The sequence below is a fragment of the Candidatus Dojkabacteria bacterium genome, from assembly GCA_016927995.1.
GTDB lineage: Bacteria > Patescibacteriota > Dojkabacteria > JAFGLO01 > JAFGLO01 > JAFGLO01.
On sequence record JAFGLO010000012.1, the window covers coordinates 17,072 to 28,318 of the forward strand.

Below are 11,247 nucleotides of genomic sequence, written 5' to 3' on the forward strand. Positions count from 1 at the left end.
CTAGCAAAATTATTTTTCGCTTACATAATATTCTTTACGCACATCTGATTTTACCATCATTTCAAATTGAGCATGTACAAAGGGAATAAAGAAGAATAAAATCGCCGTAAAATACGAACCCAGTACCTCCATTAAAAAATTGAGGATACCCTTGACAGAGATAATGCCATAAGGCTTGTATAAAAACCCGCTTACAATCGTGCTAACCAAAATAAATATTGTACCGACAATGCTAATACTTCCAAACCCCTGGTTAAATATAGCCAGAAGTATAGACCGCTCAATAAAGCCAAAAGCAGGTAAAAACAAAAGAAAATAAAAGGTTAAAAAGAGCAACAACCAATAAACTGAAAATAACCTACAACATCCGATTACTAACGTAGGTAATGAAATTTTTTTTGAAAGCTCGGAAAAGAAAACCGGAATTGAAACCACTCCCCACCCCCATCTAAGCTGTTGCCTGTACAACGCCGAACCGGTCGCTATTATTCCGCTACTCTTGACGGCATTTGAATGAACGGGAAGAAAAATTGGACACCCCTTAAATTCAACTCCCAGTCTTGCATATGCCCGCCAGAAGAAAGGTGTATCATCAATTCCTATACTTGGGTCCCAGTAATCATTTTTTATCACCATTGCTAAATTCGCTGAATATACCGAAAATGTGGTTGCCCAACGCTTACCCAGTCCCCAGTTTGATAAACACCCAAGCGACGTACTTCTGCCTTTTAATCTTACAAAGAATGGAACATCTTCAATATTATTAGAATAAAGATAAACCGCCGGAGCAAAAAAACAGTTATTACGATCCTTATTGGCAAGATATTTACAAGTTAAAGCAGCAAAAAATGAAGGATCCACCCTTAAATCGCAGTCAAAAGTGGTAAGCAGATAGTTTTCACTGTCTTTATTTGCAAATTCCAAAACAAATTGTTTACAGGCCCAGGTTCTGTTAGCACCAGCCGCACCAACAACCTCACCGTCAATATTTGCAGGATGAATATAATATGTAACCTTCTTAAATATCTTTCCATACTCCTTACAAAGCTTTCGGGCAAGCACAACTGCTGAATTTCCCGCCCGTTCTTCTACTCCAAGCACAACAAAAACCTTCGAAAGATCATATTTTGAAGCCGCAAGTGCATCAAGGGTCGGGCCCAAGATGTTGATTCCTTCTTTGTAAAATGGAATAAGTATCACATGTGTTAATTTGTCAGACTCAGGCATACTCAAAAGTTTTTTTTCCCAATCGATCTTACTCTCCCTTTTATAAAGAAAGAAACCTCTTAACAGCCCCAAAATATAAGTGGCTGATCTAACAAGTAGAACGGTTGCAAGAATCATTGATATAAAGACAATTTTGTCGGGATAAAAAACCGCAATTAGAATGGTCGCAACAATTGAACCTCCCATTAAATATCCCGGAATCCGTTTGAAAACACGAAACAATAGGAAGAATAATCTATCGGTATTCATTTTTTCTCGGTAACTCTATACTCCAAGCGTTTTCCCAAAAGAAGTCGAGTGTGCGAGTCCAGTGCAGGAATCGTTCCAAAAAGTATACCTGTTATTGGCATACATATTATTTCCAGAAAATACACGATTACTGAAAAAAATGTGACTTTTTTGTTTGCAGGTTTAGGTTTTATAAGTGTATCCAAAATAAGTACACCAAAGAATATTATTAGCGATACAGTCAGAATTGTAGATGCAGTACGCGGCAGAGTTTGTCCATATACCGAATACGAGAATTTCTTACTTATAAGAGGGGGAATGTTCGCTCCAAACCCAAGAACAAATCCATACAACGGCCACATAAAATGCTCATAAACCGCCGCAAGTCCTCGCAAAACTACGTACAATTTATTCTTAAACCGTTTCTTCTGAGCTACAATATTTTTTATAATCCAGGAATCATCGGACACCCCCCAAGCCCATCGTTTAACCTGCTCATATTGATTTATTATTGATTTCACGTGTCCATCGGCACCTGCAGCGTATGACATTATTCGAGTATATAAGGGAACAACACTAACTTTATCACCATATTTAAAAACAGCTTTAAAGAACATGTTCCAGTCCTCCGGAATCTTGTCCTTTGTCCAAAACCCAAGACTTTTAATAAGCCTGTACGAACCTGAATATGTGGAAACCTGAATAAGCCCACGACGCGACTGATTTGCAACCGCAGTAAATGTGAAAAGTGTGTTTGTAACACGAATATAAAAAGGTACCTCCCAAATATTGGCATAGTAAGACATCATGGCATGCCAGTATCTTGTGTATCTATTTGGATCTTTGCAGAATTCATATGTAAGAATTGCATAATAATCTAATGGTAAGCGTGAGTCACAGTCACAACTTGTTAAGGTAATTAAATCCTCATTTAACCCTAGGGATCTTATTTTCTTTGCGACTTCAACACCCGCATACCACATGTTAGCGGATTTTCCACGAATTTCGTCCGGTTTAAGCTCATGTTCTGTAATAAGCACATCTTTAAAATATTTTCTGTACTCTGCTTTTAACCGTTTAGCAATTATTTTACCACCGGGACAAGCCTTTTCTGTCGCAAGTACTACCAAAATTTGTTTAGTATCAAGCGTTTGTTTTGCTAAGTGATCCAATGTCGGTTGTAACACGTTATATCCCTCATTTGCAAAAGGAACCACAATTATGTGTACAATGTCCTTTGGCTTCCAGATAACCTGTGAATCGGTTACTTCTCCAAAGTCCTCAAATTCATTTCGCAAAATTCTTACAGCAAATAGCTTTTGGATAATAAGCAGGGGAATCTCAAAAATAAATGGAAGTTTCACAAAATAATCCCCGGTTTTTCCGTTAAGATTATAAAGATCACGTAGTTTAATCTGAGAGAAAAACGTTAATTCGGATTTTAGGTGATTTATTATTGATTCGCGGTTTGTAAGTGAATCTACACGTTTTTTCCAGTTAATTAACAACCACACTCTGAATCTAAAAAAGGTCTTGCCAAAAGCAATATCCATAGAGAACGTCTTATAGACCCAATAGACATTAAAAATGATAATAAAAGATGCGACAACTTCAGGAATAAAGTAGCTCCCAACAAAAATTCCTATAAGAACTGACCAGACAAAAAGCCCCGGAAGCATATCCAGACCTCTTTCCCAAAATCTATTCCAGAGCTTTCTCATTTAGGATAAAGCTTTAAAAAATTTGATTACGCAATAATTTTACCATATAATTCTAACATTATGAAAATGCTACCACTTTCCGAACAAATTGAAAACACTAAAAATGAATTTATCGTACTTAAAGAAAAGATCGAATCCGGCAATGCTACCGGTCCCGACTACAAGAAGTTTTCAACCCTCGAAGTTATTGCTAGCAAAACAGATGAGCTTAAAAAAGCACAAGCCGATCTCGATGAAGCGAAGTCACTGCAAAATAGCACAGACACTGAGATGGCCACCTTTGCCAAGGAAGAGATCTCCCGGCTTAACAGCCTTATCCCTGTGCTCGAAACAGATATATCCAAGCTGCTAAACCCTAGCGACGAGGATCGCTTTAGCAACACAATTATTGAAATTAGAGCAGGAGCCGGTGGTGATGAAGCCGGTATTTTTGCAAGCGACCTTAAACGAATGTACACATTATTTGCACAAAGACAGGGTTGGAAAGTTTCTGTTTTGGATGAGCACGAAAATGAATCAGGTGGAATTAAATCTTCTGTTCTTAGGTTTGAGGGTGATACCGCCTACAAAACCCTACTTAGAGAGTCGGGTGTTCATAGAGTTCAGCGAGTTCCTGTAACCGAAAGCTCGGGAAGAATTCATACTTCTACTGCTAGCGTTGCAGTTCTGCCCGAACTTTCCGACATTGAGATTGAGATAAATCCTACCGATATCATTGTCGAGGCCTGTAAATCAAGTGGACCCGGGGGGCAATCGGTAAACACTACGGATTCCGCAATTAGACTTACACATAAACCTACCGGAATTGTAATCAACTGTCGAGAGAACAAATCCCAAATTCAAAACAGGGCTAGAGCCATGCAGATGTTACAGTCACAACTTTACCAGCGCGAAAAGGAAGAGCGTGAGGAAAATTTAAAGGGCCAACGCTCAAGCCAAATCGGCACAGGCGATAGGTCAGAAAAGATACGCACATACAACTTCCCACAAGATCGCGTAACCGATCACCGCATTAAAAAAAGCTGGCACAATTTACCCAAAATTATGGACGGCTTTATTGATGAGTTGGTAGACAATTAAGTAGGTAGATAACTCAACAACTAGGCTATGAAGTCTAGGTAATTATCCCTATTAACTAGGTTAAAGCTTGCTTCACTGTATGTTTCCAACCATAATTTAGGAGGTTTTACTTTTTTATCATTCCACTTAAACTCATATCCAAACAACTTTCCACTATTTTCTTCGACAAGGTCAATCTCTTGTTGTTCATACGTCCTCCAAAAATAATAATTTGTACCAAATCCCATGTAATTATTGCGTTTCATCCTTTCTATCATAATAAAGTTTTCCCAAAGCTGGCCGATGTCATTTCTATCAGTTAATCTGTTAAAAGCGGATATAACAGCATTTCTAATACCATTATCGTAAAAGTAATACTTAGATGTCTTTGTCACTTCTTTTCGCAGGTTCCTTGAAAATCCTGACAAAGAGAATATTACAAATGACTTTTCTAATAAATCCAGGTAGTAAAATACTGTTTTGGTATCAATTCCTAATTGCCTTGACAGTTCATTTGCGGACACTTCACTCCCTACCTGAAATGCCAACAGTTTGAGAAGATTGTAGATTTTTTCAGAGTTTTTGATTCTATCAAACTCTAAAATGTCTTTTAACAAATATGAATTGGCTATTAATTTTAATACCTCCTCTTTTTCTGAATCGGTTTTTAATGAAATTACCTCAGGATAAGTACCATAAATTAAGTACTTTTTTAGGTTTGTATGCAATTCGGACGGCGCATATTCTTTTTTTAATTCTAGTTGCGATATTGGGTACAGCGTTAGAAGTCTTTTTCTACCCGTTAGAGACTCACCTGTTTTATTTGCTAAATCAAAGGAAGATGAGCCGGTAGCAATAAAAAACTTGTTAGGATATCTATCCACCATTAGCTTTAGCGCTGTTCCAATATTAGGGATCTTTTGAGCTTCATCAATAACAATCAGTTCATAATGTTCCACATGATTATCAGTAGAATCATAAGTGCATTTTGCCAGCTCTTTGGATAGTTCAGCATTATCGCCAGTATCGTATCGATATTTTAACGTTGTGGTATCTAAGTAGCTTTTTATTAAGGTGGTCTTACCAACCTGCCTTGGCCCATACATTATTAATACTTTGCCCCTTCTTATTAATTTGCTTAGGTCAAAAATTCGCTTTATCATAAAAACACGATACCACACTCCACAAATTCAGTCAAATTTATGGAGTCGCACTCCACAAATTTGCCCAAAATCATGGACGGATTTATCGAGAAGTTAACGCAGCAGTAAAAAGTTCCCCACAATCCGTTATAATTTCTGTCATTTTGGTAGCCTTATTTCCTGATGAAAATGGAATTGCAGTTCCTACTGCCGTGGCCATACGAATTACACCCGACAGGAAAAGTTCCAAGCCTTCTGGACGCGTAGCCGGATTTAACCGAATCATTAATTGATTTGCCTGCATATCAATGTACGCTTCACCTGCGTCATAACCTAGGAAAAGAGTATAAGGAGACTCATCAGTGACATCAAGAATTATTTGAGTGCCCGAGATTCCACTCAAAAATTGAAGCCGGCCCCAAGCTAAACCAAATTTAATACCCGAAACTCCCACCTCCACCTTCTCGATCGGACTTTCAACACCGTCCCACTCAACACGGTAAACGCCCATTTGGTCTGTACTCTTAACCAATGAACAGGATTCAATGTTGCCCATACTGACGATCTTGCTTAAAAAACTAACCTTGATCAAGTATATATATATATTCCTATTGTCAAATCAGTATTTGAAGCTTATTTCTAAATTTCAAAAGACGGGAAAAGGTTACGGAAAACTGTGAATAGAACGCCGTCCCAATATTAATCCCAAAATCTTGTGTAGAACTCAATTACCACTTCTCAAACATTAATGTTTTTTCTTCCCCATAAATTCCTTGCCAAAGCTCTTCAGTGATAAAAGGAATAAACGGATGAAGCATTTTAAGATACTGCCTAAGCGCCCAGGTTAAGGTGGCCACGGTTTCGACCTTCTCTTCTTCCATTGGAGAACTTAACACTTCTTTTGTTTCTTTGTCACGCTTGTCGTAAATATGTGCTTTTGATGCCTCAATGTGAATGTCGCAGAAGCTGTGCCAAAATTCATTTGTAAGCTCGTAAAGGGCCAAGCCTATTTCAAAATCATCCATTAGCCCGGCAATCTTTTTCTGTAATGCGGCTACATGCTCACAAATTTGTTTATTGGATGCCTCTTTTATGCCGCTGGAATCCACAGGACGGGTCAAAGACCCATCCCTACAATTTGATAAAACAAATTTGCTTGCGTTCCAAAGCTTGTTTAAGAATCTTCGGTATCCCTCGATTTTGTTGTAATCAACATTATAGCTGGCACCAGCCTTATTTCCTGATATAAAAAACATTCGTAAAGTATCAACCCCATATTTTTCAATGATATCGTCGATTGAAACAGCATTTCCCTTTGACTTACTCATTTTTTGACCATCTTCTGCACGCACAAGTCCATGAAGATACACATCTTTAAAAGGTCGCTTACCTTGGGTGTAAAATCCAAACATAATCATCCTGCAAACCCAGGCTTCAAGAATGTCATATGCCGTATCCAAAACGTCAGTTGGATAGAACTTGTCTAAAATACCCCACGCCTTAAGCGTCGCATACGGCCATTGGCCCGAACTAAACCAAGTGTCAAGACAATCAGGATCTTGAATCCAACCATCCCCTTTGGGCGATTCCACCTGAACCTTTAAAAGCTCCTTGTCGTACGCTTCCTTCATGTCGGAAACTTCCACTCCACCAATTGTCTGCTGTATTTTTCCCGAATCAGTAACCGTTTCAGAGGGTTCGCCCTTGTACCATACGGGAATACGGTATCCCCACCAGATTGACCGAGAAATTGGCCAGTCTCTAAGGTTTTTGAGCCAGTAGATTGCTTTTTTAGCCATATTTGACGGATGAACGTTAACAGCTATCTCAGAACTTGGATCCTCTAGTCCGGCTTGCAAAGCCTTAATCGCATTTTGTTTAAAATTCTTCTTGTTGATATCGATAAACCACTGGCTACTCATTATCGGCTCCACAATAGACTTTGTACGATCACAAATTGTTACATTCTGTTTTATTTTCTCTACCCTTTCTATTAAACCAAGCCTTTCAAGATCTTTTGAAACTTCACTTCTACAGGCGTCAACATTTAATCCCTTGTACTTTCCAATTGGTCCACACATTTTACTGTCCTTCCAGATAACGTTTATGTAATCAATTTCGCCAACGGTATTACGAATTTCCTTCCACACATCGGGTCTAACATACCCCAACGCATCGGTTCTTACCTTCCCGTCATTATTCTTCTCGCATTCAAGTTGTTTTCCAAGTGCACTCCACTCAAGTGTCATGTAGTAGTCATCGGGCGAATGAGCTGGGGTCAACTTAACTGCACCGGTACCGAAATCTTTGTCAACTTTACTGTTTGCAATAACAGGAATTGATCTGTTTACAAGAGGAAGAAGTGCGTACCTTCCAATCAAATCTTTATATCTGTCATCATCCGGATGCACAACAACCGCGGTATCACCTAGCATTGTCTCAGGTCGACTTGTTGCAACGGTAATGCATTCCCATTGCTTAATTGTCTCGTTGCTTAATTGCTTAATTGTTATTGCAATTGCACCATTTTTCCTAAGTTTTTCACCATAACCTTCGGCTAATTCGTTATAATGAGTAATCATTTCATCAACACTTTTCGGAATTCTGGACTTATCGGTATATATCTTTTTAAAATCCTCTTTATTGAAAAACTCGATTGCATCTTTATAAATACGAACAGATTCCACAAAAAACAAATGCGATTCCCAAGCTTTTGACTTATTAACGGCTACAATTATGTCATCAGATTTAATTTCGCCAAAATACCGCCACCCTTCTTCCGGGTTAAGTGCCCTTGTTTCAACTGTTTTTGAGCCATTTAAAAGCGCCTCAACTGTGGTTTCGTTGTAGAATGAAAGCTGCCAGACTCTTTTACCTTCTGGAACAAGCGGATATTTAACATAAGTAAGCTCGGACTCACGTTCCTTACGTGCAGTGTCGTTATCGGAAATTGCACTGCCCATTCCAGTTGACCAGTTGATAATTCGAACCCCTTTATAAACCATGTTGTCTTTATACATTTGAATAAAGGTTTCTAAAACTGTATCTACAATTCGGGGATCAAGCGTAAAAACATTCCGGTCAAAATCAGATGAAAGCCCGATTGTTTGTTCATCTTTTAGAGCCTTATCCATGTTTTCTTCGTTATGTTTGTAACAGATTTTGTAGAACTCTTCGCGGGTAAAATCGGCTTTGGACTTACCTTCGGGCATAAGTTTATTTTTAATAAAAACAGCCTCACCCTCCTGTCCTGCATGATCTTTTCCGGGAAGCATTAACACTTTTTTGCCCTTCATTCGATTGTATCTTGCAAACACGTCTTGATAGGCATATCCGGAAACGTTCCCAATATGTGGACGATCGTAGGCATTTGGCGGAGGATTAATAAGGCAAAAAGTCTCGGTTTCGTCGGATTTGAGCTCTTCTACGGTGACAACCTTCCCTGTTTTAGGATCAAATTCGGGCTTGTAATAGTTACGATCCAGCCAATTCTTTAAGATTCTTGGCTCAACTTCTTTTGGATCGTATGGTCCTTGGGAAAGTGCCATTACGGTAGAAAAGTAAATTAGATGTGGGAATTATATATTAAATCAATCAATTATTGTAGGGACATGTCTTAAGACTTGTCCCGTCCCTTAACAATTCACACATCAACAATGGAAAATGATACAATATCTTTCATTATGGACAAATTACCGATATCAATAATAATACCGACATATAACGAAGAGAAATATCTACCACGGTTATTGCAAAGCATTAAAAACCAGGAGTTTCAACCTTCAGAAGTAATTATTGCAGACAGTCCCCGCACCAATGACAAGACCCGTGAAATAGCAGAAAGGTTTGGTTACAAGGTAGTAAAGGGCGGAACAGTCTCGCAGGGACGAAATCGCGGAGCAAGTCATGCAACTCAACCTGTTCTTGTTTTTATCGATGCCGATGCATTTCTTACCGATCCTTATACATTGTGCGAAGCCTATATTCAATTTCAGAAAGGTAAATTTGACATTGTATCAAGCAGATCCAGACTCGACGAAGAGGCCCAAACTCATATTTCATCAAAGTTTGCCGACAAAACAAACACAATGATTAAAAAAGTCTCAACAATAAATCCTAAATTTAACATACAGGGTGGTTGGTTTGTGGCCGTCAAGAAAGACGTATTTAGTAACCTGGGTGGATTCCGAGAGGACCTGAAAAACGCCGAAGACATAGAGCTTTTCCGTAGAGCGGAAAAACTGGGATACAAATATACTGTGCTTCCTCTAGACATTACCCTGTCCGGCAGAAGATTTGACACTCCTAAAAAACTCATAAACTCAGCAATTGCAGGGGTAATAATGGGGATTGCGCTCTGGTTTGGAATAAAAAAACTTTCCGAAGTTTCACAAAAAGCCGCCAAAATTTACGGTAAACTAGGTGGAAGTGAAAACTCAAATGAATAACAGGCTTCCAATATCAATAATTATTCCTACAAAGAACGAAGAATTATTATTGCCACGACTTCTGCAAAGTATAAGTTGTCAGGAATTTCAGCCTACCGAAATTATAGTTGCAGATAATAATTCCACAGACAAAACCGTAGAAATTGCCAAAAGATTTAGTGCAATTATAACCAAGGGTGGAATGCCAGCAAAGGGTCGTAACAACGGAGCAAAAATTGCTACACAACCGATTCTTTTCTTTATAGATGCTGACGTCATTCTTCCGGACAAGCAACTTTTAAAAAGAGCTTACACCCAATTTACCGAAGAGGAGCTGGATGTAGCCTCGTCAACCGTATCATACGATGAAGAGTCACTCAAAACCTTACCAGCAAGAGTAATGAATGCCCTTACAAAGCTAGGGAACTCACTTTCCCGCTTAAATACTTGTGTTAACCTGCAGTGTGGCGCCATTATGATAATAAAACGTGATGTTTTTGATAAATACGGCGGATTTCCCGAAGAAATTCTTCACGCCGAAGATTCCGTATTTATAAGAATGTTAAGAAAGTGCGGCTATAAATACAAAGTTCTAGACTTACAGGCAATTACATCGGGCCGTCGTCACGAGACCCCTAAATCCAGTGTTAAAGTCTTTTTAGCCGGTGTGATCGGAATTTTAGCCGTAATCTTGGGAGTAAAATATAGAAAAAAGATTTATGCCTGGGCTGCGAAAGTTTATGGAAAGCTCGGGGGGAAAACAGTGAAGTAATACTCTGGAAGCCCGGTATGTGAGCAGAGATTCACCTTAACAAGAAAGCAAAACAAGCAAGGGGTTCTCTGAGAACATACTGGGCAACAGATGACTGTATTGGGATAGCAGTGAAATAGTGAAACAATTGAACAGTAAAACAAGTTCAATCAATTGCTAATCAAATGGAGTCAAGCCTAACTTTGAAAAGGCCGTTTTTACCTCCCTAATAGTCCAAGTTTCACCTTCGTTTACAACTATTTCTTCATTCCTACCCAACCGAAAAGTATATCCTTTATCAACCAAAAGCTGGTTGAGACACGTTAAACGATCGCGCATAGCCATGTCACTAACTTTCTCACCACTTATCCAACCCAAAACCTGAGTTACCAACCTACTTTGCCAATCACCAAAACAGGTAACTTCATTACCAAAAATTACAGGGCCATGTCTAATATCGTTAATTTTTTCTCTTAGGTTGGCAACATTTTTCCAAAACGAATCAGAATCGAAAACATTCCCGTTCCCGGCACTATTTACACCCGAAACACCGTATAAATACTCCTCAAGTTGCGTCCAAGACCCCTCCATCAAAGACCCTACATTATCCCCAGCATCACGAAGTATTTGTGTATCAAGAAACTCTCCTTGATCACGAAGCCTATCTAGATATTGACTAACGGATAAACCTT

Annotated in this window: 9 protein-coding genes; 3 read left to right on the forward strand and 6 right to left on the reverse strand. The window is 38.8% G+C overall.

The genetic code is table 11. The features are described from left to right. Positions 1–9: 9 nt before the first annotated feature. Both JW962_03250 and JW962_03255 read right to left on the reverse strand, forming a co-directional pair. A complete protein-coding gene (locus tag JW962_03250; GenBank protein MBN1374318.1) occupies positions 10–1,476 on the reverse strand; it encodes a glycosyltransferase family 2 protein in 1,467 nt (488 codons plus the stop codon). Beyond that, on the reverse strand, positions 1,473–3,176 hold the full coding sequence (locus JW962_03255) for a hypothetical protein (GenBank protein MBN1374319.1): 1,704 nt from the start codon (positions 3,174–3,176) through the stop codon (positions 1,473–1,475). Before JW962_03255 ends, JW962_03250 begins: the two co-directional genes overlap by 4 nt. Positions 3,177–3,236: 60 nt before the next feature. Between JW962_03255 and prfA the strand changes: the two genes are divergently transcribed. Beyond that, positions 3,237–4,256, forward strand: coding sequence for a peptide chain release factor 1 (gene prfA, locus JW962_03260; GenBank protein ID MBN1374320.1), 1,020 nt, complete (start codon positions 3,237–3,239; stop codon positions 4,254–4,256). 20 nt (positions 4,257–4,276) lie between these two features. Here prfA and JW962_03265 read toward each other — a convergent pair whose 3' ends face one another. From JW962_03265 to JW962_03275, 3 genes are all read right to left on the reverse strand, one after another. Further along, positions 4,277–5,398 carry an ATP-binding protein gene (locus JW962_03265; GenBank protein MBN1374321.1) on the reverse strand — a complete coding sequence of 374 codons (1,122 nt, stop codon included), beginning with the start codon at positions 5,396–5,398 and terminating at the stop codon, positions 4,277–4,279. Positions 5,399–5,480: 82 nt separating this feature from the next. Continuing rightward, positions 5,481–5,933 (reverse strand): hypothetical protein, encoded by a 453-nt coding sequence (locus tag JW962_03270; GenBank protein MBN1374322.1) that lies wholly within the window; start codon positions 5,931–5,933, stop codon positions 5,481–5,483. Positions 5,934–6,105: 172 nt separating this feature from the next. Further along, positions 6,106–8,925 carry a class I tRNA ligase family protein gene (locus tag JW962_03275; protein MBN1374323.1) on the reverse strand — a complete coding sequence of 940 codons (2,820 nt, stop codon included), beginning with the start codon at positions 8,923–8,925 and terminating at the stop codon, positions 6,106–6,108. A gap of 135 nt (positions 8,926–9,060) precedes the next feature. Between JW962_03275 and JW962_03280 the strand changes: the two genes are divergently transcribed. Both JW962_03280 and JW962_03285 read left to right on the forward strand, forming a co-directional pair. Next, on the forward strand, positions 9,061–9,825 hold the full coding sequence (locus JW962_03280; GenBank protein ID MBN1374324.1) for a glycosyltransferase: 765 nt from the start codon (positions 9,061–9,063) through the stop codon (positions 9,823–9,825). Then, a complete protein-coding gene (locus JW962_03285; GenBank protein ID MBN1374325.1) occupies positions 9,806–10,576 on the forward strand; it encodes a glycosyltransferase in 771 nt (256 codons plus the stop codon). Before JW962_03280 ends, JW962_03285 begins: the two co-directional genes overlap by 20 nt. Positions 10,577–10,732: 156 nt before the next feature. Here the strand turns inward: JW962_03285 and JW962_03290 are convergent. Continuing rightward, positions 10,733–11,247: hypothetical protein (locus tag JW962_03290; protein MBN1374326.1), on the reverse strand; the 515-nt coding region annotated here is incomplete at its 5' end.